This is a genomic window from Streptomyces violaceusniger Tu 4113, from assembly GCF_000147815.2.
In the GTDB taxonomy this organism is placed as follows: Bacteria; Actinomycetota; Actinomycetes; order Streptomycetales; family Streptomycetaceae; genus Streptomyces; species Streptomyces violaceusniger_A.
Map to the genome: position 1 here is coordinate 237,827 of NC_015957.1, position 26,372 is coordinate 264,198.

Here is a 26,372-nt window from a genome sequence, read left to right on the forward strand (position 1 = left end):
GGCTCGCATAGGGCTCGCATGAAAGCCGTAAGGCGCTCACGGGGCCGTAGGCGCTCCTGAGGGCCGGCAAAGGGCAACGTGGCCGCCTTACAACTGTCAGGGCCGCCTTACGGCCCTCAGTACAGCCAGAAGCCCGCCCACGGACCCCGTGGGCGGGCTTCAGCGCATCCGTTGCGGCGTTACTTGGCCGGGGCCGGCTCCGGCTCCTCGGCGTTCTTGCCGCCGTCCTCCGGCGCCGCCGGGGTCCTCACCGAGTCGAGGAGGAGCTGCGCCACGTCCACGACCTGCAGCTCTTCCTTCGCCTTCCCGCCCGCGGCGGAGCCGCTGTCAGACGCGGCCTTCTTGCCGTTGACGGAGTCGGTCAGCATCACCAGGCAGAACGGGCAGGCGGTGGAGATGATGTCCGGGTTGAGGGACAGTGCCTCGTCCACGCGCTCGTTGTTGATGCGCTTGCCGATCCGCTCCTCCATCCACATCCGGGCGCCGCCCGCGCCGCAGCAGAAGCCGCGCTCCTTGTGGCGGTGCATCTCCTCGTTCCGCAGCCCCGGCACCTTGGCGATGATCTCGCGCGGCGGGGTGTAGACCTTGTTGTGGCGGCCCAGGTAGCAGGGGTCGTGGTAGGTGATCAGACCCTCGACCGGGGTGACCGGGACCAGCTTGCCCTCGTCGATGAGGTGCTGCAGCAACTGGGTGTGGTGGATGACCTCGAACTCGCCGCCAAGCTGCGGGTACTCGTTCGCGATGGTGTTGAAACAGTGCGGGCAGGTCGCGACGATCTTCTTCGCCGACTTCGGCTTCTTCGACGACTCGTCCTCGTCGTCCTCGCCGAAGGCCATGTTCAGCATCTCGACGTTCTGCTGGCCGAGCTGCTGGAAGAGGAACTCATTGCCCAGGCGGCGGGCGGAATCACCGGTGCACGCCTCGTCGCCGCCCATGATCGCGAACTTGACGCCCGCGATGTGCAGCAGCTCCGCGAAGGCCTTGGTGGTCTTCTTCGCCCGGTCCTCCAGGGCGCCCGCGCAGCCGACCCAGTACAGGTAGTCGACCTCGGTGAGGTCCTCGATGTCCTTGCCGACGACCGGCACCTCGAAGCCTGTGTCCGCTGCGAGCTCCTTGGTCCACGCGAGGCGCTGCTTCTTGGCCAGCCCCCAGGGGTTGCCCTTCTTCTCCAGATTCTTGAGCATCGTGCCCGCCTCGGAAGGGAACGAGGACTCGATCATCACCTGGTAGCGGCGCATGTCCACGATGTGGTCGACGTGCTCGATGTCCACCGGGCACTGCTCGACGCACGCACCGCAGGTGGTGCAGGACCACAGCACGTCGGGGTCGATGACGCCATTCTCTTCCAGCGTGCCGATCAGCGGGCGCTCGGCCTCGGCCAGCGCGGACGCGGGCACGTCCGCGAGCTGCCCCTCGCTCGCCTTCTCCTCGCCCTCCATGCCCGCGGCGCCAGCCGCTGATGTCACAGCGCCGCCACCGGCCAGCAGATACGGCGCCTTGGCGTGCGAATGGTCGCGCAGCGCCATGATCAGCAGCTTGGGCGACAGCGGCTTGCCGGTGTTCCAGGCGGGGCACTGCGACTGGCAGCGGCCGCATTCGGTGCAGGTGGAGAAGTCGAGGATGCCCTTCCAGGAGAAGTGCTCGATCTGCGAGACGCCGAACTGGGCGTCCTCGTCCGGGTCCTCGAAGTCGATCGGCTTGCCCTCGCTCACCATCGGCTGCAGCGCGCCGAGCGCCACGTCGCCGTCCGCGTTGCGCTTGAACCAGATGTTGGGGAAGGCCAGGAAGCGGTGCCAGGCGATGCTCATGTCGAGGTTGGTGCTGACCGTGATCATCCAGATCATGGTCGTACCGAGCTTGATCATCGCGAACAGGTAGGTCAGGTTCTGCACCGTGTCCACGCTGAGCCCGTCGAAGAGCTGGACCAGCGGATACGAGGCGAAGTACGCGGGCTCGTAAGTGTCGACGTGGTGCAGCGCGCCCTCGGTGCCGCGCAGCGCCATGATCGCGACGCCGATGATGAGGATGACGTACTCGACGAAGTACGCCTGCCAGGCGGTGGAGCCCGCGAACCGGGACTTGCGGCCGGCCCGGCTGGGCAGGTTGAGCAGCCGGATCGCCATGAGCGTCAGGATGCCCAGGGTGGTCATCGTGCCGATGAACTCGATGTACAGCTCGTAGGGGAGGAAGCCGCCGAGGATCGGCAGCGTCCAGTCCGCCTGGAAGAGCTGGCCGTAGGCGTTGATGATGGTCGGCGGCAGGGTCAGGAAGCCGATCGCCACGAACCAGTGGGCGACGCCGATCACGCCCCACTTGTTCATGCGGGTGTGCGCGAGGAACTCCCGGGCCAGGGTCACGCTGCGCTGGTAGGGGTTGTCGGTCCTGGCCCCCGCTGGGACCGGTGCGCCGAGCTTGAAGAAGCGCACGAACTGCGCGACGGCCCGGCCGAGCAGGGCAACGCCGACCGCGGTGAGGACCAGCGACACGATGATCGCGGCGAGTTGCATATGGGGCTCCTCGAACCTGCGAGCTGGATTACTAAGCAGTAACTTAATATGGCCTGACCGAGATTACCCGCCCGGACGGGGGCGTATGTAGTCGACGAGCCGGTGATCTGTGTCGCTCACTTGGCCCCTTCTCCCTCTCATCCGTGCTTGGTTGGGCATAAGCCTCATATAAAACTTGAGCCCATGCGACTCAGGTCTGTTGACAGCGGCGATCGGGCTGATGCACGCTTGAGCCTGTTCCACTCAATGCTGTAGCTGGAGGATCCCGAAATGGCACGTGCGGTCGGCATCGACCTGGGTACGACGAACTCCGTCGTCAGTGTTCTCGAGGGCGGTGAGCCCACCGTCATCACCAACGCCGAGGGCGCCAGGACCACGCCGTCCGTTGTGGCGTTCGCGAAGAACGGCGAGGTGCTCGTCGGCGAGGTGGCCAAGCGCCAGGCGGTCACCAACGTCGACCGCACCATCCGGTCGGTCAAGCGCCACATGGGCACCGACTGGAAGGTCAACCTCGACGGCAAGGACTTCAACCCGCAGCAGATGAGCGCCTTCATCCTGCAGAAGCTCAAGCGGGATGCGGAGTCGTACCTCGGCGAGAAGGTCGCGGACGCGGTCATCACCGTCCCGGCGTACTTCAACGACGCCGAGCGCCAGGCCACCAAGGAAGCCGGTGAGATCGCGGGCCTCAACGTCCTGCGTATCGTCAACGAGCCTACCGCCGCCGCGCTCGCCTACGGGCTGGAGAAGGACGACCAGACCATCCTGGTCTTCGACCTCGGCGGCGGTACCTTCGACGTCTCGCTGCTGGAGATCGGCGATGGCGTGGTCGAGGTCAAGGCCACCAACGGTGACAACCACCTCGGTGGTGACGACTGGGACCAGCGCGTCGTCGACTACCTGGTCAAGCAGTTCAACAACGGCCACGGCGTCGACCTGTCCAAGGACAAGATGGCCCTGCAGCGCCTCCGCGAGGCCGCTGAGAAGGCGAAGATCGAGCTCTCCAGCTCGTCCGAGACCACCATCAACCTGCCCTACATCACGGCGTCCGCCGAGGGCCCGCTGCACCTGGACGAGAAGCTCACCCGCGCCCAGTTCCAGCAGCTCACCTCCGACCTGCTGGAGCGCTGCAAGACCCCGTTCCACAACGTCATCAAGGACGCGGGCATCTCGCTGTCCGAGATCGACCACGTGGTCCTGGTCGGTGGCTCGACCCGCATGCCCGCCGTCGCCGAGCTCGTCAAGGAGCTGACCGGCGGCAAGGAGGCCAACAAGGGCGTCAACCCGGACGAGGTCGTCGCCATCGGCGCGTCCCTCCAGGCCGGTGTCCTCAAGGGCGAGGTCAAGGACGTCCTGCTGCTGGACGTCACCCCGCTGTCCCTCGGTATCGAGACCAAGGGCGGCATCATGACCAAGCTGATCGAGCGCAACACGACCATTCCGACCAAGCGCTCGGAGATCTTCACCACGGCCGAGGACAACCAGCCGTCCGTGCAGATCCAGGTCTACCAGGGCGAGCGCGAGATCGCGGCGTACAACAAGAAGCTCGGGATGTTCGAGCTGACCGGCCTGCCGCCGGCCCCGCGCGGCGTGCCGCAGATCGAGGTCACCTTCGACATCGACGCCAACGGCATCATGCACGTCGGCGCGAAGGACCTCGGCACCGGCAAGGAGCAGAAGATGACCGTCACCGGCGGCTCCGCGCTGCCGAAGGACGACATCGACCGCATGATGCGCGAGGCCGAGCAGTACGCGGAGGAGGACCACAAGCGCCGCGAGGCCGCCGAGACCCGCAACCAGGCCGAGCAGTTGGTCTACCAGACGGACAAGTTCCTCAAGGACAACGAGGACAAGGTCCCGGGCGAGGTCAAGACCGAGGTCGAGGAGGCCCTCACCGAGCTGAAGGAGAAGCTCAAGGGTGAGGACACCGCCGAGATCCGCACCGCGACCGAGAAGGTCGCCGCGGTCAGCCAGAAGCTGGGCCAGGCCATGTACGCCAACACCCAGGCGGACGGCGCGGACGCGGCCGGTGCCGCCGCCGGTGACGCCGGTGACGCCGGTGCCGCGGGCCAGGCCAAGGCCGATGACGATGTGGTGGACGCCGAGATCGTCGACGACGACAAGGCCGACAAGGGCCGGGGTGGTGCGGCGTGACGGAGGAGACCCCGGGCTTCGAGGAGCAGCCCGACGTCCCCTCCGAGGCCGCGCAGACCCCCGACGACGCGGCGAAGGGCGCCGGGTCCGCCGACAAGGCGGGCCCGGCAGCCCCGGCCGGGGACCTCGAGCAGGTAGCCCTTCAGGCACAGCTGGACCAGGTGCGTACCGCCCTCAGCGAGCGGACGGCCGACCTCCAGCGGCTCCAGGCGGAGTACCAGAACTATCGGCGCCGGGTCGAGCGGGACCGGGTGACGGTCAAGGAGATCGCCGTGGCGAGCCTCCTGTCCGAGCTGCTGCCCGTGCTCGACGACATCGGCCGCGCCCGTGAGCACGGCGAGCTCGTCGGCGGCTTCAAGTCGGTCGGCGAATCGGTGGAGGCGGTGTCGTCGAAGCTGGGCCTGCAGCAGTTCGGCAAGGAGGGCGAGCCCTTCGACCCGCTGGTGCACGAGGCGCTGATGCATTCGTACGCACCGGATGTCACCGAGACCACGTGCGTGCAGATTCTGCAGCCGGGGTATCGAATCGGCGAGCGCACGATCCGCCCGGCGCGGGTCGCGGTCGCCGAGCCCCAGCCGGGAGCCACCGCCAAGGGTGGCGAAGGCGAGGCCGCGGCGCCGGACGAGGAGAGCGGTGGCCCGGAAGAGGGCTGACGTGACGGTGATCGCGGGAGCAGCAGGAGAGGAGGGACGTCGAGGATGAGCACCAAGGACTTCGTGGAGAAGGACTACTACAAAGTCCTCGGCGTCCCCAAGGACGCGACCGAGGCGGAGATCAAGAAGGCGTACCGGAAGCTCGCTCGCGAGTACCACCCGGACGCCAACAAGGGCGACGCCAAGGCGGAGGACCGCTTCAAGGAGATCTCCGAGGCCAATGACATCCTCGGCGACCCCAAGCGGCGCAAGGAGTACGACGAGGCCCGCTCGCTCTTCGGGAACGGCGGATTCCGCCCCGGTCCCGGCGGTCCGGGCGGCACCGGGAACTTCAACTTCGACCTGGGCGACCTCTTCGGCGGCGCCCAGGGCGGCGGCGGTGCCGGTGGCGGTGGCGCCGGCGGCTTCGGCGGCGGGCTCGGGGATGTCTTCGGCGGGCTGTTCGGCCGCGGCGGCGCCACCCGTGCCCAGCCCCGCCGGGGCCAGGACATCGAGTCCGAGGTGACGCTCAGCTTCACCGAGGCCGTCGAGGGGGCCACGGTCCCGCTGCGGATGTCCAGCCAGGCCCCGTGCAAGGCGTGCTCGGGCACCGGCGACCGGGACGGCACCCCGCGGGTCTGCCCGACCTGTGTCGGCACCGGCCAGGTCAGCCGGGGCGGCGGGGGCGGCTTCTCGCTCACCGACCCGTGCGTGGAGTGCCGCGGCCGCGGCCTGATCGCGCAGAACCCGTGCGAGACCTGCAAGGGCAGCGGACGGGCCCGTTCCGCCCGCACCATGCAGGTCCGGATCCCCGCGGGTGTCAGCGACAGCCAGCGGATCCGGCTGCGCGGCAAGGGCGCCCCGGGCGAGACCGGCGGCCCGGCCGGCGATCTGTATGTGGTCGTGCACGTGGACGCGCATCCGGTCTTCGGCCGTAAGGGCGACAACCTGACCGTCACCGTGCCCGTCACCCTTCCGGAGGCGGCGCTCGGCGGCGAGATCAAGGTCCCGACCCTGGGCGGCCCGCCGGTCACCCTGAAGCTGCCGCCCGGCACGCCCAACGGACGGACGATGCGCGCCCGTGGCAAGGGCGCGGTCCGTAAGGACGGCACGCGCGGAGACCTGCTGGTCACCGTCGAGGTCACGGTGCCGCAGGAGCTGAGCGACACGGCGCGGGGCGCGCTGGAGTCGTATCGCGAAGCGACCGTGGGAGAGGACCCACGGGCGGAGCTGTTCAAGGCCGCGAAGGGAGCGTGACCCCAATGGAGTCGCACGGCCGAGGAGGCATCGGAGGCACGGGCGCCGGCCGGCCCCGTAACCCTTATGAGCTGACCGAGGATTCGCCGGTGTACGTCATCTCGGTGGCGGCTCAGCTCTCCGGGCTGCACCCGCAGACCCTGCGTCAGTACGACCGCCTCGGCCTGGTTTCCCCCGACCGTACCGCCGGCCGTGGCCGGCGGTACTCCGCGCGCGACATCCAGCTGCTCCGCCAGGTGCAGCAGCTGTCCCAGGACGAGGGCATCAACCTTGCCGGGATCAAGCGCATCATCGAACTGGAGAACCAGGTCGCGGCTCTCCAGGCCCATGTCGCCGAGCTCCAGGCCGCGGTCGAGGGCGCCGCGACCGCCATGCAGCAGCGCGAGGCCCAGGTCCACGCCTCCTACCGCCGCGACCTGGTCCGCTACCAGGACGTCCAGCAGAGCAGCGCTCTGGTGGTCTGGCGCCCCAGGCGCCCGGAGTAGCACCCCGGCGCGCCGCTGATCGCAGGCCCGGTGACCGTCCTTACGGCCACCGGGCTTTCGCGTGCCCGGAGCCTTGCTCCGCGCCTGCCCAGTGCCTGCCCGCTGGGGCCGTCGGCCGGGCGCGCCGATGCGGCGTCCCGGGCGCACCATGGAGATATGGGAGGAGGTATCGCCATGGTGGAAGTCAAGACGATCGAGAAGCCGGATGAACGGCGTGACTTTCCCGGAGGCCATATCGAAGCCCTGCATCTGACCGGGCTGGATTTCGCCGTGGGCACCTTCGAGCCCGGATGGCGCTGGCGGGAGTCGGTGCGGCCGATCGTGGGGACCGATCTGTGCGAGGTCCACCACAGCGGGATCGTGGTCCAGGGCCGGATGCGGCTGCGCACGGCCGATGGCGCGGAGACCGAGGTGGGGCCCGGGGACGTGTATGTGGTGGCGCCCGGCCATGACGCCTGGGTCGTCGGCGATGAGCAGGTCGTGGTGTACGACGTCGCCGGGCAGATGGCGTTGACGTATGCGAAGTCGAGTGAGGCCGGGGCCTGACGCGGGGGGCGGCAGCGGCCTCTTGCAGCGGTTCAGCCGTCGGCAGGGGACGAGATGAGTACCGGTCGGACACCACCGCGTGGATCCCGCAGAGGGTGGCCGCACCGGAGTGCCCGTACCGACCAGCTCATCCGGACGTTGCTGCGGCGCCGCAAGGAGCCGCTGGCCATCGAGGAAGTCACCGTTGTCGACAAGCCGGGGATGCGCCGTGCGGTCGCGGCGACCGCGGTCGGCAACACCATGGAGTGGTTCGACTTCGGTGTCTACGCCTATGTCGCGGTCACCCTCGGCAAGGTCTTCTTCCCCGGCGACGACCCCGCCACCCAGGTGGTCTCCACGTTCGCCACCTTCGCCGTGGCGTTCCTGGTGCGGCCGCTGGGCGGGCTGGTGTTCGGGCCGCTGGGCGACCGGATCGGGCGGCGGCGGGTGCTGTCCACCACCATGATCATGATGGCGATCGGCACCTTCGCGGTGGGTCTGCTGCCCGGCTATTCCCAGATCGGCTTCGCCGCCCCGCTGCTGCTCCTGGCCTGCCGGGTGGTGCAGGGCTTCTCGACCGGCGGTGAGTACGCGGGGGCGACCACGTACATCGCCGAGTTCGCGCCCGATCAGCGCCGTGGCTTCCTCGGTAGCTGGCTCGACTTCGGCACCTTCATCGGCTATTCGCTGGGCTCCGGTCTGGTCACCGTGCTCACCGCCACCATCGGTGAGACCGGGATGGTGGAGTGGGGCTGGCGGGTGCCGTTCCTGGTGGCGGGGCCGCTGGGGCTGATCGGTCTGTATATGCGGCTGCGGCTGGAGGAGACCCCGGCGTTCCAGCAGGAGGCCGAGCGGGCGGCCGAGGCGGCGGAGGCGGCGGAGGCGCACGGCGACACCGTGCCGATCGAGGAGGCCCGCCAGTCCGGGAGGGGGCGGCTGAGGGAGATCTTCACCCGGCACTGGGAGGCGATGCTGATCTGCATGGGCCTGGTGCTGCTGTACAACGTCACCAACTACATGGTGACGTCGTATCTGCCGACGTACATGACCTCCACGCTCGGCCAGGACGCCACCACGGCCCAGGTGCTGGTGCTGGGCACCATGCTGTTCGTGGTGCTGGCGATCACGGTGGTCGGGCGCGGTTCCGACCGCTGGGGGCGGCGGCCGCTGTTCCTGGTCGGCAGCCTGGGCCTGGTGGCGCTGGCCATTCCGGCGGTCCTGCTGATCCGGGCGGGCGGCGTGCTGATGCCCGCGATCGGCTGTCTGATCCTGGGCGCGATGCTGGTCACCTTCGCGGGGACGAGCGCCGCCACGCTTCCCGCGCTGTTCCCGACCCGGCTGCGCTACGGCGCGCTGTCGATCTCGTACAACCTCTCCGTGTCGCTGTTCGGCGGGACGACGCCGCTGCTGGCCTCGTGGCTGGTGGCCACCACGCACAACACGCTGGTGCCCGCCTTCTACCTGATGGCGGCGGGGGTGATCGGGCTGATCGCCACGCTGTTCCTGCATGAGACGGCGGGGAAGCCGCTGCGCGGTTCGGGGCCCATGGTGGAGACCGAGGAGGAGGCGCGTACGGCGGTGGCCGAGAGCCGTACGGAGGCCGGGCGGCACGCCCGCGACGTCTGGATCCGGCTGCGCCACCCCTGGGCGGGGGCGGGCCACCGGGAGGAGGAGGACGAGGAGTGACGCGGCCCGCGCCTCAGCCCTTGCCCGTGGCGTGGCCTCAGCCCTTGCCCGTGGCGTGGACTCAGCCCTTGCCCATGGCGCGGGTGAGGGTGATTTCGATGAGGACGCGGTCGGGGTTGGGGCGCGGGGTGCGTTCGTAGCGCTCGGCGTAGCGGCGTACCGCCTCCGCGATCAGCTCGGGCTCCTCGCGTACGACCGCGAGCCCCTCCAGCGTGGCCCACCGCCTGCCCGCCATCTGGCAGACCGCGACCCGCGCACCGCCCTCGCCCGCCGCCCGGACATGGGCGACCTTACGGCTGTGGCGGTTCGCGATGACGCGGGCGAGCCCGGCCTCGGGGTCGTAGGTGACGCCGACCGGGACGACATGCGGGGTGCCGTCCGGGCGGGGGGTGGTCAGGGTGCACACATGGCGTTCGCGCCAGAAATCGAGGTACCCGGGCTCGGGGTTGCGGGGATCGACAGACATGGCCCAGAACCTACCGACATGGCCCGGAACCTCAGGCCAGGGGAGTGGCGTCAGCGAGATTGAGTGGACTAGACTCAACTTTGCGGAGGTTGGGTAGGGCAGGATGGGAAGATCGCAGCGAGGAGGAGCACAGGGACGTGGATGCCGAGCTGACCAACAAGAGCCGGGCGGCGCTGAGCGCCGCCAATGACCGGGCGGTGTCCTCCGGGCACGCGGATATGACGCCCGCGCATCTCCTGCTCGCCCTGCTGGAGGGCCAGGACAACGAGAACGTCATGGATCTGCTGGCAGCCGTAGAGGCCGACGCGGCCCTCGTGCGCAGCGGCGTCGAGCGGCTGCTCGCCGCCCTGCCCAGCGTCCAGGGCTCCACCGTGGCCCCGCCGCAGGCCAGCCGCGAGCTGCTCGCCGTCATCGCGGACGCCACCCAGCGGGCCAGGGAACTGGGGGACGACTATGTCTCCACCGAGCATGTGCTCATCGGCATCGCCGCCAAGGGCGGCCAGGCCGGGGAGCTGCTCGACCAGCAGGGGGCGAGCGCCAAGAAGCTGCTCGCCGCGTTCGAGAAGGTCAGGGGTGGACAGCGGGTGACGACGGCCGATCCGGAGGGCACGTACAAGGCCCTGGAGAAGTTCGGCACGGACTTCACCGCCGCCGCGCGCGAGGGCAAGCTGGACCCGGTCATCGGCCGGGACCAGGAGATCCGCCGGGTGGTGCAGGTGCTCTCCCGGCGCACCAAGAACAACCCGGTGCTGATCGGCGATCCGGGCGTCGGTAAGACGGCCGTCGTCGAGGGCCTCGCCCAGCGGATCGTCAAGGGCGACGTCCCCGAGAGCCTGCGCGACAAGCGCCTGGTCGCCCTCGACCTCGGCGCGATGGTCGCGGGCGCGAAGTACCGCGGTGAGTTCGAGGAGCGGCTGAAGACCGTCCTGGCCGAAATCAAGTCCAGCGACGGCCAGATCATCACCTTCATCGACGAGCTGCACACCGTGGTCGGCGCGGGCGCCGGCGGCGACACCGCGATGGACGCGGGCAATATGCTCAAGCCGATGCTGGCCCGCGGTGAGCTGCGCATGGTCGGCGCCACCACCCTCGACGAGTACCGCGAGCGGATCGAGAAGGACGCCGCGCTCGAGCGCCGCTTCCAGCAGGTGCTGGTCGCCGAGCCGACCGTCGAGGACACCGTCGCCATCCTGCGCGGGCTCAAGGGCCGCTACGAGGCCCACCACAAGGTGCAGATCGCCGACGGCGCGCTGGTGGCCGCCGCCACCCTCTCCGACCGGTACATCACCTCCCGCTTCCTGCCCGACAAGGCCATCGACCTGGTCGACGAGGCGGCCTCCCGGCTCCGGATGGAGATCGACTCCTCCCCCGTGGAGATCGACGAGCTCCAGCGGTCGGTGGACCGGATGCGGATGGAGGAGATGGCGCTGGCCCGGGAGACCGACGAGGCCAGCAAGCTGCGGCTGGACAAGCTGCGCCGCGACCTCGCCGACAAGGAGGAGGAGCTGCGCGGGCTCACCGCCCGCTGGGAGAAGGAGAAGCAGGGCCTCAACCGCGTCGGTGAGCTCAAGGAGCGGCTGGACGAGCTGCGCGGCCAGGCCGAGCGCGCCCAGCGCGACGGCGACTTCGACACCGCCTCCAAGCTGCTGTACGGGGAGATCCCGGCCGTCGAGCGCGAGCTGGCCGAGGCGTCGGAGGCCGAGGCCGAGGTCCAGCAGGACCGCCCCACCATGGTCAAGGAGGAGGTGGGCCCGGACGACGTGGCCGACGTGGTCGCCTCCTGGACCGGCATCCCCGCCGGCCGGCTGCTGGAGGGCGAGACCAAGAAGCTGCTGCGCATGGAGGACGAGCTGGGCAAGCGGCTGATCGGCCAGCTGGAAGCCGTAAGGGCGGTATCGGACGCCGTGCGCAGGACCCGCGCGGGCATCGCCGACCCGGACCGGCCCACCGGTTCGTTCCTCTTCCTCGGCCCCACCGGCGTCGGCAAGACCGAGCTGGCCAAGGCGCTCGCCGACTTCCTCTTCGACGACGAGCGGGCCATGGTCCGCATCGACATGAGCGAGTACGGCGAGAAGCACAGCGTGGCCCGGCTGGTCGGCGCCCCGCCCGGGTACGTCGGCTACGAGGAGGGCGGTCAGCTCACCGAGGCGGTGCGCCGCCGCCCGTACAGCGTGGTGCTGCTGGACGAGGTGGAGAAGGCCCACCCCGAGGTCTTCGACATCCTGCTGCAGGTCCTCGACGACGGGCGGCTCACCGACGGCCAGGGCCGGACGGTGGACTTCCGCAACACCATCCTGGTGCTCACCTCCAACCTGGGCAGCCAGTACCTGATGGATCCGCTGCTCGGCGAGGAGGAGAAGAAGCAGAGCGTCCTGGAGACCGTAAGGACCTCCTTCAAGCCGGAATTCCTCAACCGCCTGGATGATCTCGTCGTCTTCTCCGCGCTCAGCGGGCCGGAGCTGGCCCGGATCGCCGAGCTCCAGATCGCCCGGCTGGCCCGCCGCCTCGCCGACCGCAGGCTGACCCTCGACATCACCCCGGCCGCGCTGGAATGGCTGGCGGAGGAGGGCAACGACCCGGCGTACGGGGCGCGCCCGCTGCGCCGGCTGATCCAGACCGCGATCGGCGACCAGCTCGCCAAGGAGATCCTCGCCGGGGAGATCCGCGACGGCGACAAGGTCCGGGTGGACCGGGTCGGCGACGGCCTTCTGGTGGGCCCCGCGCAATAGGTCCCGGCACGTCCCGGCAAGCCCCGGCAATAGGTCCCGCCGGTCACGTCCCGGCAATAGGTCCCGCCGGTCCTTGTTCGGCCGGATCGGGCAATGTACGGCCGGGGTTGCACGGCGGGGGCGGGTGTGAGGGAGGATGGCGGTATTCCATACGAAGGGAAATCCACGGTGAGCATCGACCCGTCCTCGATTCCGAATTTCGGGGGTCAGCCCGAGCCCGAACCGACGGGTCCGAGCGGCCCCGTGCTGCCCGACCAGGATCTGGTCAAGCAGCTACTGGAGCAGATGGAGCTGAAGTACGTCGTCGACGAGGAGGGGGACCTCGCCGCGCCGTGGGAGCAGTTCCGCACCTATTTCATGTTCCGCGGGGAGGAGGAGCAGCAGGTCTTCTCCGTCCGTACGTTCTACGACCGGCCGCATGGCATCGATGAGAAGCCGCGGCTGCTCGAGGCGCTCGACGACTGGAACCGCCGCACGTTGTGGCCGAAGGTCTATACCCACACCAATGACGACGGCACGGTCCGGTTGATCGGCGAGGCGCAGATGCTGATCGGCACCGGCGTCAGCCTTGAGCACTTCGTATCCAGCACGGTGAGCTGGGTGCGGGCTTCGATCGAGTTCGACCGCTGGCTGGTCGAACAGCTTGGTCTGGAGGCCGACATCGAGTCAGACGGCGAGGACAAGCCGGACGACGGCGACGGCGACGGCCAGGCCTGAGCCGGAAGCCGTATCGGGCCGGCCGTATCGAGCCGTACCGAGCCCGCCGCATCGAGCCGTATCGCGGCGGGCCCAGGGCCTGGCGCGCGGTCGGTCCCGGCCGGTCCCGGGCCCGGATCGCCCGTATCGCGGTCAGGCCGGGCTGTCGGCCATGGTCAGCAGATACGCCCCATAGAGACAGGAGAGCCCGGCCAGCGCGCCGCCCACCAGGACGGCGGTGCGTGGCCGGGCTCTTGCCATCGCCAGCGCCGCCGGGAACAGCAGCGGGAAGGCGGGCAGCAGAAAGCGCGGCTTGGACGCGAAATAGTGCGAGCCGGTGAGCGCGATGAACACCAGGACGAGGGTGTAGACGACCAGCGGCAGCGGCGGCGGGCGCAGCGCGAGCCAGACCAGCGAGACCAGCGAGGCGCCGATGACGATCAGGGACATGTAGTGCGGCAGCGAGCCGCCCCCCATGATCAGGCCGCGGGCGGAGCGGAAGCCGCTCGCGCCGAGATCGAGAGAGGTGCCCCAGCGGCCCTGGACATCCAGATAGCCGCGCCAGGTGCCGCGCCGCACTCCCACCCAGCCGGTGTAGCCGAGCCAGCCGAGCGGTGAGAGCGCCGCGCCCGCCCACACCTGCCAGGACGTACGCCCACGGCGCCGCCAGACCTCGGCGGCCGCGCACGCGCACACCGCCGCCGCGACCGCGATCCCGTTGGGCCGGGTGGCCCCCGCACACAGCGCGAGCGCCCCGGCCCACAGCCAGCGCCGGGTCAGCAGCGCGTACAGCGACCAGGCGGCCAGCGCCGTCAGCAGCGACTCCGTGTACCCCATGGACTCCACGACCGCATGTGGCAGCAGCCCCCACAGCACGACCAGCATCAGGGCCACCCGCCGCCCGTACAGCAGCTCCCCGACCGCGTGGATGCCCCAGGCGGCCAGCCCGGCCGTGACCCAGGCGATCAGCAGCCCCGCCGTCACCGCGCTCAGGGGGACGACGCTGGTGACGGCCCTGATCAGCGCCGGGTAGAGCGGGAAGAACGCGAGATCGCTGAAGGTCAGGCCGGGGTGGGTGACGGAGGGCCGGCTGGTGCCGTAGCCATGCTGGGCGATGCCCACGTACCAGAGGCTGTCCCAGTAGTGCCCGAGTTGCGTCCGCGGATGCTTCCCGGTCCGCCAGGCCTCCACCGCCACGCACCCGATCCCGGCGGCCCGCACCGTCGCGTACACCGCCAGCGCGAGCCACGCCCGCGCCAGCGACGCCCGCACACCCCGCCGGGTGGCCGGTCGACCTGGCGGCTCCGGGGCCCGTGTGGACGCGGCGGTGTCGGTGGACACGGAAACCTCCGGTGCGGGCCCTCGACGGACATGCGCCGAGCCCCCAGGAGGGGACGGACCAGGGGGCTCGGCGGACACACCGACCATCCGCCAGGCCGCGGCTGCCCGCGACCTGGCAGGCCCATCCGGGGGAGGCTTCCCGGGCTTACCCGGGTGACGGGCCTACCCGGGTGACCGGAGGCGCCGCGTCAGCCGGCGCCGAGCGTCTTCAGGCGGGCGACGGCGTCCGTAAGGACCTCATCGCGCTTGCAGAAGGCGAAGCGGACGAAGGGGGAGCCCTGGTCCTGGTGGTCGTAGAAGACCGCGTTCGGGACGGCGACCACGCCGCAGCGCGCGGGGAGGGAGCGGCAGAAGGCGAAGCCGTCGGTCTCGCCGAGGGGCCGGATGTCGGTGGTGATGAAGTAGGTGCCCGAGGGGCGGAAGACCTGGAAGCCCGCGTCGGTCAGCCCATCGGCCAGCAGATCGCGCTTGGCGCGCAGATCCTCGCGGATGCCGTGGAAATAGGCGTCGGGGAGGCGCAGCGCCTCGGCGACCGCGTACTGGAAGGGCCCCGCCGAGACATAGGTGAGGTACTGCTTGGCCGAGCGCACCGCCGTGACCAGCTCGGGAGCGCCGGTCACCCACCCGACCTTCCACCCCGTGAACGAAAAGGTTTTTCCGCTGCTGCTGATGGTGACGGTCCGCTCGCGCATCCCGGGAAAGGAGACGAGCGGGGTGTGCGCGGTGCCGAAGACGAGATGCTCGTAGACCTCGTCGGTGACCACCAGCAGATCGCGCTCGACGGCGAGCTCGGCGACCGCGGCCAGCTCATCGGGGGTGAGCACGGTGCCGGTGGGGTTGTGCGGGGTATTGAGCAGGATGAGCCGGGTGCGATCGGTGACGGCGGCGCGCAGCTCGTCCAGATCCAGCCGGAAGGTGTCTCCGTCGGGGCGGAGGGTGACCGGGACGCGCACCCCGCCCGCCATGGCGATGCAGGCGGCGTACGAGTCGTAGTACGGCTCCAGCGCGACCACCTCGTCCCCCGGCTCCACCAGCGCCAGCAGCGACGCCGCGATGGCCTCGGTGGCGCCCGCGGTGACCAGCACCTCCGTGTCGGGGTCGAAGCCCAGCCCGTACCAGCGCCGCTGATGCTCGGCGACGGCGGTACGCAGCTCGGGCACCCCCGGCCCGGGCGGGTACTGATTACCCCGCCCGTCCCGCAGCGCCCGGACGGCGGCCTCGCGCACCTCCTCGGGCCCGTCGGTGTCCGGAAAGCCCTGGCCCAGGTTGATGGCGCCGGTGCGCACGGCGAGGGCGGACATCTCGGCGAAGATCGTGGTCCCGAAGGCGGCCAGTCGGCGATTGAGCGGCGGTCGTCCCATGGCGCCCATACTCCGCCGAACATCCGGACTTCCTCAACCTCGCTTTTGCCCGGGTCGCGGCAGCTCACCGACGGACTCGGGCACCTGGCGTCGATCCGGGGTTTTCATCGGCGCGATGGACGGGTATTCGGCCGGGTCGGAATGTATTGACTGCGATCGATTGCGCGTTTGCCGGAGTCGTGAGGCCCCGCGGGAGGCGAGATGGCCGAGCACATGACACAGCAGGCGGGCGCCTGGCCGCGGCTTCGGCTGGAGGACTGGGCCGAGGCGCGGGACACGCTGCATATGTGGACCCAGATCGTCGGCAAGATCCGGCTGGATCATGCGCCACCGGCCAATCAGTGGTGGCAGGTGACCCTGTATGTCACCCCGCGCGGGCTGAGTACGTCGACGATTCCGTACCGGAGCGGGGCGTTCGATATCGAGTTCGACTTTGTCGATCAGCGGCTGGGGATTCGGGTCAGTGACGGGAGTCGGCGCGAGCTGACGCTGGAGTCCAAACCGGTGTCCCAGTTCTACTCCGAGATCATGGGTGTGCTGGGAGACCTGGGCATCCAGACCCGGGTGTACCCCCGCCCGAACGAGGTGCCCGTGTCGATCCCCTTCCCGGAGGATCACCGGCACGCGGCGTACGACCCACACGCCACCCGGCTCTTCTGGGGCCAATTGCTGAACGCGCACCGGGTGTTCGGGGAATTCCGGTCCCATTTCGTCGGCAAGGCCAGCCCCGTGCACTTCTTCTGGGGTGCGATGGACCTGGCCGTCACCCGCTTCTCCGGCCGCACCGCGCCGCCGCATCCCCCCGGAGGTGTGCCGAATCTGCCGGACCGGGTGACACAGGAGGCGTACTCCGTCGAGCTGTCCAGCTGCGGCTTCTGGCCCGGCGGCGGCGATGAGGGCGGCTTCTACTCCTATGCCTACCCCGAGCCCGCCGGATTCGCCGACCAGCCGGTCCAGCCCGCGACGGCCTCGTACCGGCGGGACGTCGGTGAGTTCGTGCTGCCCTACGAAACGGTCGCCACCGCGGCCGATCCGGACCGGACGCTGAGCGAATTCCTGCACAGCACATACGAGGCGGCCGCCGAACTGGCCGACTGGGATCGCGCAGTGCTGGAAGCCGACCCGCATCATTGGGAGCACCGCTAGCGGCGCGTCCTCACGCCGGTGTCAGCGCCAGACATTGGCCTGTGCCCGGAAGGTCTCGGGGTCGGTCTCCAGGGGCAGTACGCACATCAAGTGGCCGCCGGGGACGCGGAGCACCCGGCACTCCTGCCACTGCGCGATCTGCTCGGCGCCCAGGGCGAGCAGGCGCGCGGTTTCCGCCTCGACGTCGTCGGTCTCGAAGTCCAGGTGGATACGGGGTGCGTCGTCGACCGCCTGGACGGCGGTGACCAGCCCCGGCAGAGCCTCATGGAGCGTGGTGAACTGCGGCTCGGGCGCGAACGGCTCGGCGGTGACGCCGAGAGCCGCGGACCAGAAGGCGGTCGCCCGGTCGGCCTCGGCTTTGGGCGTGTCGATCAATACGGCGTACACACGGCTCCTGTGCATGCACGGCAAATTACCCACCTGAGCCGACGGTCAGTCGCGCCTCGCCGAACCTCTGGACTTCCTCAACTTCGCTTTCGACCCGGACGAGGTCGGGCAGGGGAGACGACAGGTACGAAGCGGTACCTCGCTACGGGGGATGGGAAGGAGAGTGAGGACCATGGGTCCTGTCGTCATCTTGGTCGTGGTGGCGTTCACGTTCGCGGCGCTCGCCGCGCTGGGCGCCGGTCGGTCGAAGGGGTACAGCGGGCGGCGCAAGCGGTCCTGGAGCGCGGGGTCCGGCGGGGCGGCCGGTGGTAGCTGGTGGGCCGGTGGCGACGGCGGTGGTGGCCATCACGGGGGTGGGCACCACGGTGGCGGCGGCTGCGGCGGCGGAAGTGGCTGCGGCGGTGGTGGTGGAGGCGGCTGCGGTGGTGGTGGTGGCGGCGGTGGCTGCGGAGGGGGCGCCTGACCCCCTGGCCACTGCGCGCCCTTACGGCCGCCACGCCGTCCTTATGGTCGCCATGCCGTGCTGACGGTCGCGCCGTCTTTACGCTCGCCACGCCGTGCTGACGGTCACGCCGCCCTTACGGTCGCCATGCCGTCTTTACGGTCACGCCGTCCATATGGTCGCCACGCCGTTCTTACGGCCGTGAAGCAATGAGCCCGCGCCCGGCGCGCCAACGTGCGCCGGGCGCGGGCTTGTTGAACACTTGACCTAGAAGGCGCCCTAGGGGGTGGAAACCCGGCGAAGATGGGTAAAAACGATGTGGCGCCCAGCATTTCATGATTCCGTATACCACCATCGACCTTACGGCCCCACGTGGGCACGAGCCGGCGTATGCGCATGCCCCTGGCCCACCGCGGGGCGAGTCGGCCCATCTTTTTTCCATTGCGTGCTTGCGGAGCCGATCCATGCTCACGACCCTCAAGACTGCCTACACCGATACCCGCGCCGCTGACCTCGCCTGGGGCCTGGGACGGGAACCGCTTCCCGCCCTCGCCGTGCTTGATCTTCAACTTCATGGTTTCGACGTCCAGTTGAGGCTCCTGGGAGCCTCGCATCAGGTCCTCCTCGAAGGGGAGGGCAGCCGTTGCTCGGAGACCGTGGCCTGCATGTCCGGCAACAGCACCGCGCTTCCGCTGGGGGTTTCCACGCTCGTCGACGGCCGCGAATACGAATTCGCGGCGCGCGTCGAGGAGTTGTCGCAAGGGGCCTTCGCCGGGCGCGCGCAGGAGCTGCTCGCGCTGGTGGCCGACCATCCGCACGGGCTGGCCGGTACGTTTCCCGGCAGTCCGAACGCGTTCACGGCGCTGCTCGCGCAGTGGCACGAGGGCACGGTGGGGTGGCGGACCTGGCATGCCTATCCCCAGGAGGGGCGGTTGGTCACCACCCGCACCTGCGTGGGGGCCCGGGTGCCGGCCGCGCTCCGGCCGCCGGGTGCGGGCGGGCTCGAGATAGGTGGCCTGCCCGATGGGCGGTCACCTCAAGTGCCGTGTGCCTAAAGGGGGTCCAGGTGTTCGCGAGGCCATCGATGCCCGATGCGTGAACGGCAATGCACTCGTGTGGGGGACGAGGTGTAAGCGATATGTAACGTAGCGTTCCCTTTGTGATCGATTCGCCGATGTCTGCCGTCTCGGATGCGCCGTCGTCGCCGGAGTCCGGCCCTCCGGCGCGGCTGCCCGTGAGGGCGGCGCTCGGCCGCTTCCTCGTTCTCGGCTCCGTCTTCGTCTGTGCCGCCTGCGGCCTCGTCTACGAGCTCGAACTCGTCGCGCTGGCCTCGTACTTGGCGGGTGACTCGGTCACCCAGGCATCCGTGGTGCTGTCCGTGATGGTCTTCGCCATGGGCGTCGGCTCGCTGCTGGCCAAGCGGCTGCGCTGCCGGGCCGCCGTCGGCTTCGGCGCGGTCGAGGCGGTGCTCGCGCTCGTCGGTGGCTGTTCGGCGATGGCGCTGTACGCGTGTTTCGCATGGGGAGGCCACTCGCGCTCCGCGCTTGTCGGCTTCTCGTTCGCGATCGGTGTGCTCATCGGGGCCGAGGTGCCGCTGCTGATGACCCTCATCCAGCGGGTGCGCCGGCAGGACGCGGGCGGCGCGGTGGCCGATCTGTTCGCGGCGGACTATGTGGGCGCGCTGGTCGGCGGGCTCGCCTTTCCCTTTCTGCTGCTGCCCGCGTTCGGGGAGCTGACCGGCGCGCTGGTCACCGGCGCGGTCAACGCGGTCGCGGGCGGCGCGCTGGTGCTCTGGCTGTTCCGCCGCGATCTGAGCGTACGGGCGCGGTGGACGCTGATCGTCGCCAATGGGCTGGTGCTCGCCGCGCTGACCGCCGGTGCCGTGCTGACCCCCTCCTTCGAGCGGGCCGCCCGGCAGGCCGTCTACGGACCGGGGGTGCGGGTCGCGCTGCACACCGGCGAGCAGGAGATCGTGCTGGTGGGCGGCGGAACGAGCGGGCGGCCGCTGGCCCTCTTCGTCAACGGGCGGCTGCGGGTCAGCGGGCGCGACGAGGCCCGCTACCACGAGGCGCTGATCCACCCGGCGATGGCCGCCGGACCGCACGGCCGGGTCCTGGTACTGGGCGGGGGCGACGGGCTCGCGGCGCGCGAGGTCCTGCGGTACCCGGGGGTCCGTTCGGTGACCGTCGTGGAGCGCGACGCGGAGGTGGCGCGGCTGGCCCGGCGCGATCCGGGCCTGTCCGAGCTCAACGGCGGCGCCTACCGCGATCCGCGGGTGCGGGCGGTGACGGCGGACGCCTTCGACTGGCTGCGCCGGTCCATGGCGTACGACGTGGTGGTCTGCGATCTGCCCGCCCGCGAGCTCACCCCGAGCACCAAGTACTACTCGCAGGAGTTCTACGGCCTGGCCGAGCGGGTGCTGGCGCCCGGCGGGCGGCTGGTGGTCCACGCCGGGCCGCTGCGGCCCGATCCGCGGGCGTTCTGGACGGTGGACGCGACGATGCGCTCGGTCGGGCTGCGGACCGCGCCCTACGTGATCGACACCCCGCGCCCGGGCCGTGGCTCCCCGCGCCCCGGCCGTGGTTCCCCGCACGACTGGGGCTTTGTGCTGGCGGCGCGCTCCCCGGTGGGGCTGCGGCTGGCCTCGCACGATCCGCGGCCGCGCTCGCTGACGGAGGAGGGGCTGCGGGCGGCCCGCCGCAGGGCCGAGCGGCATCGGGAGGCGGGGCTGCCTCCCTCCACCTTGATGCATCCGCGGTATGGGGAGTGAGGCGTCTTGGCAGGGCACACCTCGCGTTTGTGGTGTGCCCCTGCACCCCTCTCCGGGGGCGCTGAGCCTCCGGGGGCTGGGCGCGAGTGCTCGCCCGCACGCCGGGGGCGTGCGTCGTCGGCGCGTGCCTGTCGGGGTGCGCGCCGCCGGCCGCGGCAGGCCCCCGCAGGGGGCAAGGCTGCAGGGCCAAGGCCGCCGTGGCCCGGCCGTGGGCGGCGCGCCCGGTGCGGAAAGTTGACCGGGAACGGGTCTCAGGTAACGAGCGATGGGTAGTGTCTTGAGCTATGGAGCATGAGGTGTTCGTTCCGTTTCCCGTCGACACCGTCCGGCTGGCGCTCGCGGAGCCCGATCGCGTCGCCCGTTGCGTTCCCGGGCTCCAGCGGGACGCCGATGAGGCCGCCGGGCCGCTCTCCGGCCGGTTGCGGCTGCGCATCGGCGGGTCCACCATCACCTACCGCGGTGTGCTGCGCGTCGGGCGGCGCGCCGATGTCTTCGAGATCGAGGGCGAGGGCACCGAGGCGCGCGGCAGCGGCTCGGTGAAGCTGGCCCTGACCGTGACGCCGAAGCCCGTCGAGGGCGGTACGGAGCTGAGCTGCGCCGGGACGGTCCACAGCGAGGGGCGGCTGGCCGAGTTCGACGACGAGGCGTCCACGACCGTGGCCCGCCGCATGCTGGACCGGTTCGCCTCGACGCTCACCGCCGGGCTGCAGACGTCCCCGATCACCGCGGCCACCGAGGACGAGGCCCCTGGCAGGCCCACCGACGAGGCCGGTGACGGGGACGCTGACGCCGGTACGGCCGCCGCCGCGGAGGAGTCCGGGCTGCCGACCGAGGCCGAGCTTCCGCTGTCGGCCGACGACATGGACATCGACGACGTCGGCGATCTCGAGGACGTCGACGACGCGGACGCCGTCGAGGAGCCCGTCGGCTTCGGCAACCTCGCCGATCTCGACGATCTGGACGACGAGCCACCGGCCGAGGCCGCCCACGCCCGCCGCACGATGATCGGCCGCTCCACGGAGGAGGTCGACCACGCTCCGCCGCGCGGCCGCTACGCCCCCGTCCCCGCGCCCCAGACCGTCTCCACCAGCGCGACGCTGCGCTGGGCCGCGCCCGCCGCGGCCGTGGTGCTCGCCTCCGTCGTCGTCGTGGGCCGTCGCGTACTTCGCCGCCGCCGATGAGCGTGTGCGCATAGGGTCGGTAGCTGTGACCACCGAAGAGACACCGGAGACCAAGGGCGTACGGCTGACCGCCGGGGACGCCGAGCTGACCGTCTCACCCGAGAACGGCTGCCGTATCGGTTCACTGCGCATCGGCGGTACGGAGCTGCTGCGACAGGGCCCGCGGTTCGGGGCTTTCCCGATGGTGCCGTGGTGCGGCCGGACCGGGCTGGGCCGGTTCCGCAACGGCGGGCAGACCCACCAACTGCCCATCAACTCCCCGCCGCACGCGATCCACGGGACCGGCCGGAACGTCGCATGGAGCCAGGTCAGGAGCGGCCAGTCCAGCGCGGCCTTCACCTACGACCTCGCCGACCCCTGGCCGTACGAGGGCCGGGTCACCCAGACCTTCGAGCTCTCCCCGGACAGCGCGACCGTCACCATGAGCGTGGAGACCGAGGGCGATTCCTTCCCGGCGCAGGCGGGCTGGCATCCGTGGTTCCTGCGGAACCTGGGCGACGGCGGCGCCGATGCCGAGATCGCCTTCGACGCCGCATGGCAGGAGGAGCGCGGGGAGGACCACCTCCCCACCGGCCGCCGGATCGCGCCGAAGCCCGGCCCCTGGGACGACTGCTTCGGGATGCCGCAGGGGGTGGACGTCACGCTCACCTGGCCCGGCCGGCTCGAGCTGAAGGTCACCAGCCGCACGGAGTGGGTGGTCGTCTACGACGAGCAGGCGGAGGCGGTGTGCGTCGAACCGCAGTCCGGCCCGCCCAACGGCCTCAACCTCTTGCCGCGCCTGGTCACCCCCATCGATCCGCTGGAGCTCTCCATGACCTGGAGCTGGCGCACACTGGCCTGAGGGAACGGAGCGCTTGGGCGGGGAGCGGGGCGGCTCGGCCCGACGGATCGGAGCGGCTTGAGGGGTTCCGAGGGCCACCGCCTAAGCTCATGCGCATGAGCGATGCGCGTGACGCCCTGCTGCAGCAGATCAAGGACAAGGCCGTGGTCCACGGCAAGGTGACCCTCTCCTCCGGGCGTGAGGCCGACTACTACATCGACCTGCGCCGGATCACCCTGGACGCCGAGGCCGCGCCGCTGGTCGGGCAGGTCATGCTCGAGGCCACGGCCGATCTGGAGTACGACGCCGTGGGCGGTCTGACGCTGGGCGCCGACCCGGTGGCCACGTCCATGCTGCACGCGGCGGCCGCGCACGGGCGCCGGCTCGACGCCTTCGTGGTCCGCAAGGCCCAGAAGACACACGGGATGCAGCGGCGGATCGAGGGCCCGGACATCGCGGGCCGCCGGGTGCTGGTGGTCGAGGACACCTCCACCACCGGCGGTTCGCCGCTGACCGCGGTGGAGGCGGCACGGGAGGCGGGCGCGGAGGTCGTCGCGGTGGCGACGATCGTCGAGCGCGGCGCCGCGCCGGCCATCGCGGACGCCGGGCTGCCGTACCTCCCGGCATACTCGCTCGCCGACCTCGAGCTGAGCTGAATCGTGGTGGGTGGGGCGGTCGGACGTTTCACGTGAAACCACCCACCCCCGTCCGTGTGGTCTCCGCGTGCGCCGTGTGGAGCAATCGACGGAGTCTGGGATTATGGCCCCGACGATGACGTCGCCCCTAGGTCAGGGCCGAGTACGACTAACCCGCACATACAAGGAGCGGTCAGATGCCCATCGCATCCCCTGAGATCTACAACGAGATGCTCGACCGGGCGAAGGCAGGCAAGTTCGCCTACCCCGCGATCAATGTGACCTCGACGCAGACTCTGCACGCCGCCCTCCGCGGCTTCGCCGAGGCGGAGAGCGACGGCATCGTCCAGATCTCCACCGGTGGTGCCGAGTTCCTGGGCGGCCAGTACAGCAAGGACATGGTGACCGGTGCGGTCGGTCTCGCCGAGTTCGCGCATGTCGTCGCCGAGAAGTACCCGGTGCACATCGCCCTCCACACCGACCACTGCCCGAAGGACAAGCTGGACGGCTATGTCCGTCCGCTGCTCAAGATCTCCCAGGAGCGCGTCGCCAACGGTCAGAACCCGCTGTTCCAGTCCCACATGTGGGACGGCTCCGCCGAGACGCTCGACGACAACCTCCGCATCGCGCGGGAGCTGCTCGCCGAGGCCGTCAAGGCGAAGATCATCCTCGAGGTCGAGATCACCCCGACCGGTGGCGAGGAGGACGGCGTCACGCACGAGATCAACGACAAGCTGTACACGACGGTCGACGACGCCCTGCGCACCGCCGAGGCCATCGGCCTGGGCGACAAGGGCCGCTACCTGCTGGCCGCCTCCTTCGGCAACGTCCACGGCGTCTACAAGCCGGGCAATGTCGTCCTCCGCCCGGAGCTGCTGCGTGAGCTCCAGGACGGTGTGGCCGCGAAGTACGGCAAGCCGGACCCGTTCTTCTTCGTCTTCCACGGCGGCTCCGGCTCCTCGGAGGAGGAGATCCGCACCGCGCTGGAGAACGGTGTGGTGAAGATGAACCTCGACACGGACACCCAGTACGCCTTCACCCGCCCGATCGCGGACCACATGTTCCGCAACTACGACGGGGTGCTGAAGGTCGACGGCGAGGTCGGCAACAAGAAGCACTACGACCCGCGGAGCTGGGGCAAGCTGGCCGAGAAGGGGATGTCGGAGCGGGTCACCCAGGCTTGCGCGAACCTTCGGTCCACGGGGACGAAGCTGAAGTAGTTCGTTCTCCGGCTCGCCCTTACGGGCCCGGCGCTCGCCCATGCGGCGAGTCGCCGGGCCCGTTCGCGTTCTGGGCTGGCCCCGCGGGGCCAGCCCGAGGGATGATCCAGGTATGGGCGGCGCCACGCCCGGAGCGGACCGCGCTCCGGGTAACGGACAGCCGGTCAGGCTTTCCGTGCCGGCCGGGCGGTGGCTGGTGTTCACCACCGTGCTGGGCTCCGCCATGGCCCTGCTCGACAGCACCGTCGTCAATGTCGCCCTGCCCCGCATCGGGCTGGACCTGGGTGCCGACCTCCCCGTACTGCAGTGGACCGTCAACGCCTACATGCTCACCCTCGCCGGGCTGATCCTGCTCGGCGGGGCGCTCGGGGACCGGTTCGGGCGGCGGCGGGTGTTCGTCATCGGGGTGGTGTGGTTCTCGCTGGCCTCGCTGGCGTGCGGGCTGGCGCCGAACGCCGGGGTGCTCATCGCCGCGCGGGCGCTGCAGGGCATCGGCGGGGCGCTGCTCACCCCCGGCTCGCTCGCGTTGATCCAGTCGGTGATCCACCCCGACGACCGGGCGCGGGCGATCGGGCTGTGGTCCGGCTTCGGCGGCGTCGGGGCGGCGATCGGGCCGTTCCTCGGCGGCTGGCTGGTGGACGGGCCCGGCTGGCGCTGGGTGTTCTTCATCAATGTGCCGCTGGCCGCGGTGTGCGTGCCGGTCGCTTTGCGCCATGTACCGGAGACCAGCAATCCGCGGGCGCACGGCCGGTTCGACGTCCTCGGCGCCCTGCTGGGGGCGGCGACCCTCGGCCTGATCACCTATGCGCTGATCGCCGCGCCGCAGAAGGGCCCCTCGCCCGCCGTGGTGGTTCCGGCCGTCGCCGGGCTGGCGCTGGGGATGGTCTTCGTCGCCGTGGAGCGCAGGCGGCACGAGCCGATGCTGCCGCTCTCCATCTTCTCCTCCCACCAGTTCAGCGCCGTCAACGCGGTGACCCTGTGCGTCTACGCGGCCTTCGGCGGCTTCTTCTTCCTCTCGGTCCTCGACCTTCAGGTGGTCGTGGGCTACTCCGCGCTCGCCGCCGGTACCGCACTGCTGCCCACGACCACGCTGATGCTGCTGCTGTCGGCCCGTTCGGGAGAGCTGGGCAAGCGCATCGGCCCGCGGATCCCGCTGACCGTGGGCCCGCTGCTGTGCGCGGCGGGGATGCTGCTGATGACCCGGGCCGGGGTGGGAGCGGTCTACTGGCGGGACATCCTGCCCGCGCTGCTGGTGCTGGGCATGGGCATGGTGGTGGTGGTCGCCCCGCTCACCGCGACCGTCCTGGCCTCGGTGGACGTCGCCCGCGCGGGTCTGGCCAGCGGCGTCAACAACGCGGCGGCGCGCGCGGCGGGCCTGATCGCGGTGGCGGCGCTGCCGCTGCTCGCGGGGATGGGCCCGGAGGCGTACCGGTCGGCGGACGCGTTCGGGGACACCTTCCGGCGGGCGATGCCGATCTGCGCCGGGGTGCTGGTGCTGGGGGCGGTCCTCGCGTGGCGCACGGTGCGCTCGGACGCCTTGGAGCCGGTGGGGCTGGAGCCGACGGGGTTGGAGGCGACGGGGTTGGAGGCGGGCGCGGGAGTAGGGGCCGAAGCGGGCGCGGAGGTGGGCCCGGCGCCGGAGCGGGCCGAGCCGGCTGCCGTGCCGGCGGAACGTGCCGAGGGCGCCGTACGGCCGGAGGGGCTGCTGTGCCGCCCCGAGTGCGCGTACCACTGCGGTGTGGCGGCGCCGCCCCTGGACCCGGGCGACGTGTCCACACCGCCGCCCCTGAACCCGGGCGAGAGACGCTCCGATACCTGACCTACCTGTCCGGCGCCCTCTTCACCCCGCTTCGCGCCGGACGCGCCCCGGGACGTGCCCCCCGATCTGCGGACCACGTGGCTTGAGCGTGTCGGGTGGGGCCCCGGACCAGGCAG

Annotated in this window: 22 protein-coding genes; 17 read left to right on the forward strand and 5 right to left on the reverse strand. The window is 70.7% G+C overall.

Translation table 11 applies throughout. From position 1 onward, the window contains the following. Nucleotides 1-179 precede the first annotated feature (179 nt). Complete coding sequence (locus tag STRVI_RS01125; RefSeq protein WP_014053779.1) at nucleotides 180-2,507, reverse strand: (Fe-S)-binding protein; 2,328 nt, start codon at nucleotides 2,505-2,507, stop codon at nucleotides 180-182. Nucleotides 2,508-2,777: 270 nt separating this feature from the next. Between STRVI_RS01125 and dnaK the strand changes: the two genes are divergently transcribed. From dnaK to proP, 6 genes are all read left to right on the forward strand, one after another. After that, entirely contained in the window at nucleotides 2,778-4,658 is a 1,881-nt protein-coding gene (dnaK, locus tag STRVI_RS01130; RefSeq protein WP_014053780.1) for a molecular chaperone DnaK, read from the forward strand. Then, nucleotides 4,655-5,311, forward strand: a complete 657-nt coding sequence (grpE, locus tag STRVI_RS01135) for a nucleotide exchange factor GrpE (protein WP_014053781.1) — start codon at nucleotides 4,655-4,657, stop codon at nucleotides 5,309-5,311. Before dnaK ends, grpE begins: the two co-directional genes overlap by 4 nt. Before the next feature lie 45 nt (nucleotides 5,312-5,356). Then, a complete protein-coding gene (dnaJ, locus tag STRVI_RS01140; protein WP_014053782.1) occupies nucleotides 5,357-6,547 on the forward strand; it encodes a molecular chaperone DnaJ in 1,191 nt (396 codons plus the stop codon). A 5-nt stretch (nucleotides 6,548-6,552) separates the two neighbouring features. Then, the gene (locus tag STRVI_RS01145) at nucleotides 6,553-7,032 is read left to right on the forward strand and encodes a heat shock protein transcriptional repressor HspR (RefSeq protein WP_014053783.1); all 480 of its coding nucleotides are present in this window, start codon (nucleotides 6,553-6,555) and stop codon (nucleotides 7,030-7,032) included. Nucleotides 7,033-7,206: 174 nt separating this feature from the next. Continuing rightward, nucleotides 7,207-7,578, forward strand: a complete 372-nt coding sequence (locus STRVI_RS01150; RefSeq protein ID WP_014053784.1) for a cupin domain-containing protein — start codon at nucleotides 7,207-7,209, stop codon at nucleotides 7,576-7,578. A gap of 54 nt (nucleotides 7,579-7,632) precedes the next feature. Beyond that, a complete protein-coding gene (proP, locus tag STRVI_RS01155; protein WP_014053785.1) occupies nucleotides 7,633-9,243 on the forward strand; it encodes a glycine betaine/L-proline transporter ProP in 1,611 nt (536 codons plus the stop codon). 61 nt (nucleotides 9,244-9,304) lie between these two features. On the opposite strand, the gene STRVI_RS01160 is transcribed toward proP, so the two are convergent. Next, nucleotides 9,305-9,709: a pyridoxamine 5'-phosphate oxidase family protein gene (locus STRVI_RS01160; protein ID WP_014053786.1), complete on the reverse strand. Its 405-nt coding sequence runs from the start codon at nucleotides 9,707-9,709 to the stop codon at nucleotides 9,305-9,307. Between the two features lie 137 nt (nucleotides 9,710-9,846). On the opposite strand from STRVI_RS01160, the gene clpB reads away from it, so the two are divergent. Next, on the forward strand, nucleotides 9,847-12,438 hold the full coding sequence (gene clpB, locus STRVI_RS01165) for an ATP-dependent chaperone ClpB (RefSeq protein WP_014053787.1): 2,592 nt from the start codon (nucleotides 9,847-9,849) through the stop codon (nucleotides 12,436-12,438). Between the two features lie 168 nt (nucleotides 12,439-12,606). Beyond that, the gene (locus STRVI_RS01170; RefSeq protein ID WP_043235214.1) at nucleotides 12,607-13,155 is read left to right on the forward strand and encodes a YbjN domain-containing protein; all 549 of its coding nucleotides are present in this window, start codon (nucleotides 12,607-12,609) and stop codon (nucleotides 13,153-13,155) included. A 132-nt stretch (nucleotides 13,156-13,287) separates the two neighbouring features. Here the strand turns inward: STRVI_RS01170 and STRVI_RS01175 are convergent, their stop codons facing one another. Beyond that, nucleotides 13,288-14,475 (reverse strand): membrane protein, encoded by a 1,188-nt coding sequence (locus tag STRVI_RS01175; RefSeq protein WP_014053789.1) that lies wholly within the window; start codon nucleotides 14,473-14,475, stop codon nucleotides 13,288-13,290. Between the two features lie 188 nt (nucleotides 14,476-14,663). Beyond that, on the reverse strand, nucleotides 14,664-15,845 hold the full coding sequence (locus STRVI_RS01180; RefSeq protein WP_043235217.1) for a pyridoxal phosphate-dependent aminotransferase: 1,182 nt from the start codon (nucleotides 15,843-15,845) through the stop codon (nucleotides 14,664-14,666). A 192-nt stretch (nucleotides 15,846-16,037) separates the two neighbouring features. Here STRVI_RS01180 and STRVI_RS01185 point away from each other — a divergent pair, with 192 nt between their 5' ends. After that, a complete protein-coding gene (locus STRVI_RS01185) occupies nucleotides 16,038-16,982 on the forward strand; it encodes a DUF5996 family protein (protein ID WP_014053791.1) in 945 nt (314 codons plus the stop codon). A gap of 21 nt (nucleotides 16,983-17,003) precedes the next feature. Here STRVI_RS01185 and STRVI_RS01190 read toward each other — a convergent pair whose 3' ends face one another. Further along, a complete protein-coding gene (locus STRVI_RS01190) occupies nucleotides 17,004-17,384 on the reverse strand; it encodes a VOC family protein (protein WP_043235219.1) in 381 nt (126 codons plus the stop codon). A gap of 157 nt (nucleotides 17,385-17,541) precedes the next feature. Between STRVI_RS01190 and STRVI_RS52440 the strand changes: the two genes are divergently transcribed. From STRVI_RS52440 to STRVI_RS01235, 8 genes are all read left to right on the forward strand, one after another. Further along, nucleotides 17,542-17,832, forward strand: a complete 291-nt coding sequence (locus STRVI_RS52440) for a hypothetical protein (RefSeq protein ID WP_078505061.1) — start codon at nucleotides 17,542-17,544, stop codon at nucleotides 17,830-17,832. Nucleotides 17,833-18,275: 443 nt separating this feature from the next. Further along, on the forward strand, nucleotides 18,276-18,866 hold the full coding sequence (locus tag STRVI_RS01200) for a DUF2617 family protein (RefSeq protein WP_014053793.1): 591 nt from the start codon (nucleotides 18,276-18,278) through the stop codon (nucleotides 18,864-18,866). A gap of 119 nt (nucleotides 18,867-18,985) precedes the next feature. Further along, on the forward strand, nucleotides 18,986-20,581 hold the full coding sequence (locus STRVI_RS01205) for a polyamine aminopropyltransferase (RefSeq protein WP_014053794.1): 1,596 nt from the start codon (nucleotides 18,986-18,988) through the stop codon (nucleotides 20,579-20,581). A gap of 284 nt (nucleotides 20,582-20,865) precedes the next feature. Continuing rightward, nucleotides 20,866-21,762, forward strand: coding sequence for an SRPBCC domain-containing protein (locus tag STRVI_RS01215; protein WP_043235225.1), 897 nt, complete (start codon nucleotides 20,866-20,868; stop codon nucleotides 21,760-21,762). A gap of 25 nt (nucleotides 21,763-21,787) precedes the next feature. Continuing rightward, the gene (locus STRVI_RS01220) at nucleotides 21,788-22,603 is read left to right on the forward strand and encodes an aldose 1-epimerase (protein ID WP_014053796.1); all 816 of its coding nucleotides are present in this window, start codon (nucleotides 21,788-21,790) and stop codon (nucleotides 22,601-22,603) included. An 89-nt stretch (nucleotides 22,604-22,692) separates the two neighbouring features. Further along, complete coding sequence (gene pyrE, locus STRVI_RS01225) at nucleotides 22,693-23,238, forward strand: orotate phosphoribosyltransferase (protein WP_014053797.1); 546 nt, start codon at nucleotides 22,693-22,695, stop codon at nucleotides 23,236-23,238. A 176-nt stretch (nucleotides 23,239-23,414) separates the two neighbouring features. Further along, nucleotides 23,415-24,437 carry a class II fructose-bisphosphate aldolase gene (fbaA, locus tag STRVI_RS01230; RefSeq protein ID WP_014053798.1) on the forward strand — a complete coding sequence of 341 codons (1,023 nt, stop codon included), beginning with the start codon at nucleotides 23,415-23,417 and terminating at the stop codon, nucleotides 24,435-24,437. 112 nt (nucleotides 24,438-24,549) lie between these two features. Next, nucleotides 24,550-26,256: an MFS transporter gene (locus STRVI_RS01235; protein WP_014053799.1), complete on the forward strand. Its 1,707-nt coding sequence runs from the start codon at nucleotides 24,550-24,552 to the stop codon at nucleotides 26,254-26,256. The last annotated feature ends 116 nt before the right edge of the window (nucleotides 26,257-26,372 follow it).

What these genes read in the sequence shown, in the direction of transcription:
- STRVI_RS01125 (WP_014053779.1), bottom strand. Translation starts at nt 2,507, where the DNA reads ATGCAACTCGCCGCGATCATCGTGTCGCTGGTCCTCACCGCGGTCGGC.
- dnaK (WP_014053780.1), top strand. Translation starts at nt 2,778, where the DNA reads ATGGCACGTGCGGTCGGCATCGACCTGGGTACGACGAACTCCGTCGTC.
- dnaJ (WP_014053782.1), top strand. Translation starts at nt 5,357, where the DNA reads ATGAGCACCAAGGACTTCGTGGAGAAGGACTACTACAAAGTCCTCGGC.
- STRVI_RS01145 (WP_014053783.1), top strand. Translation starts at nt 6,553, where the DNA reads ATGGAGTCGCACGGCCGAGGAGGCATCGGAGGCACGGGCGCCGGCCGG.
- STRVI_RS01150 (WP_014053784.1), top strand. Translation starts at nt 7,207, where the DNA reads ATGGTGGAAGTCAAGACGATCGAGAAGCCGGATGAACGGCGTGACTTT.
- proP (WP_014053785.1), top strand. Translation starts at nt 7,633, where the DNA reads ATGAGTACCGGTCGGACACCACCGCGTGGATCCCGCAGAGGGTGGCCG.
- STRVI_RS01160 (WP_014053786.1), bottom strand. Translation starts at nt 9,709, where the DNA reads ATGTCTGTCGATCCCCGCAACCCCGAGCCCGGGTACCTCGATTTCTGG.
- STRVI_RS01180 (WP_043235217.1), bottom strand. Translation starts at nt 15,845, where the DNA reads ATGGGCGCCATGGGACGACCGCCGCTCAATCGCCGACTGGCCGCCTTC.
- STRVI_RS01185 (WP_014053791.1), top strand. Translation starts at nt 16,038, where the DNA reads ATGGCCGAGCACATGACACAGCAGGCGGGCGCCTGGCCGCGGCTTCGG.
- STRVI_RS01190 (WP_043235219.1), bottom strand. Translation starts at nt 17,384, where the DNA reads ATGCACAGGAGCCGTGTGTACGCCGTATTGATCGACACGCCCAAAGCC.
- STRVI_RS52440 (WP_078505061.1), top strand. Translation starts at nt 17,542, where the DNA reads ATGGGTCCTGTCGTCATCTTGGTCGTGGTGGCGTTCACGTTCGCGGCG.
- STRVI_RS01200 (WP_014053793.1), top strand. Translation starts at nt 18,276, where the DNA reads ATGCTCACGACCCTCAAGACTGCCTACACCGATACCCGCGCCGCTGAC.
- STRVI_RS01205 (WP_014053794.1), top strand. Translation starts at nt 18,986, where the DNA reads ATGTCTGCCGTCTCGGATGCGCCGTCGTCGCCGGAGTCCGGCCCTCCG.
- STRVI_RS01215 (WP_043235225.1), top strand. Translation starts at nt 20,866, where the DNA reads ATGGAGCATGAGGTGTTCGTTCCGTTTCCCGTCGACACCGTCCGGCTG.
- pyrE (WP_014053797.1), top strand. Translation starts at nt 22,693, where the DNA reads ATGCGCATGAGCGATGCGCGTGACGCCCTGCTGCAGCAGATCAAGGAC.
- fbaA (WP_014053798.1), top strand. Translation starts at nt 23,415, where the DNA reads ATGCCCATCGCATCCCCTGAGATCTACAACGAGATGCTCGACCGGGCG.
- STRVI_RS01235 (WP_014053799.1), top strand. Translation starts at nt 24,550, where the DNA reads ATGGGCGGCGCCACGCCCGGAGCGGACCGCGCTCCGGGTAACGGACAG.